1 protein-coding gene and 2 pseudogenes are annotated in these 579 nt (G+C 37.1%); all 3 read left to right on the top strand.

Annotated elements, in window-relative coordinates; translation table 11 throughout:
* Positions 1-148, top strand: a pseudogene (locus HMPREF2701_RS11040) (TraG/TraD family protein); the annotation flags it as partial.
* A 20-nt stretch (positions 149-168) separates the two neighbouring features.
* Complete coding sequence (locus HMPREF2701_RS04880; protein WP_000627865.1) at positions 169-411, top strand: hypothetical protein; 243 nt, start codon at positions 169-171, stop codon at positions 409-411.
* Positions 412-427: 16 nt separating this feature from the next.
* Positions 428-579 (top strand): annotated as a pseudogene (locus HMPREF2701_RS04875) (conjugal transfer protein TrbL); the annotation flags it as partial.

Here is a 579-nt window from a genome sequence, read left to right as displayed (position 1 = left end):
TAAGCATCCAAACTGGAAGTACCTAGCCAACCAAGAAACCGATGAACGGTGGTGGAACTATCAAATCAATCATTTGAATCAAAGACAAGAAAATCATCTTGAAGGCCTTAGAATTCGTGATTTAACTTTTGAATCTAGTTTAAAATAAAAATAGAAAAGAGGAAATAGATGATTACGCATTTTAAAGGTTTTGTTTATGGAGTAGACGCAAGTGCTATGTTTGCACAAGCTATGTCTTTGTTACAGAAGGGATTGATTGCGGTTGGTGCCTTTCTCGTTGTTGTGGGGATTGTCAATCTTGCAACCAACATTAAGGATGGTGGCCCAGGTGTTCGGAATGCCATTCTGGAAATTGTCGGTGGTGTTATGGTAGGGGCTGCTGGAGCCTTTGTAACTCAAATTTCAATTTAGGAGGATAAACAATGACATGAATCTTAGTTTAGTCTCACCCTTTGTTTACCTTGCATCTGAAAAAATATCAGCTGAAAATTTATTTGAAGGATTTAATGTGGATTTACAATCTACGGTAGATCTGATTAAATCTCTGTCTAGCTACAATCCAACAGTTTGGACTTATAT

The organism is Streptococcus sp. HMSC077D04 (assembly GCF_001808785.1).
Taxonomy (GTDB): Bacteria; Bacillota; Bacilli; order Lactobacillales; family Streptococcaceae; genus Streptococcus; species Streptococcus mitis_BX.
The sequence above is the reverse complement of the archived record's forward strand: the minus strand, read 5'-3'. Positions and strand labels throughout refer to the sequence as shown.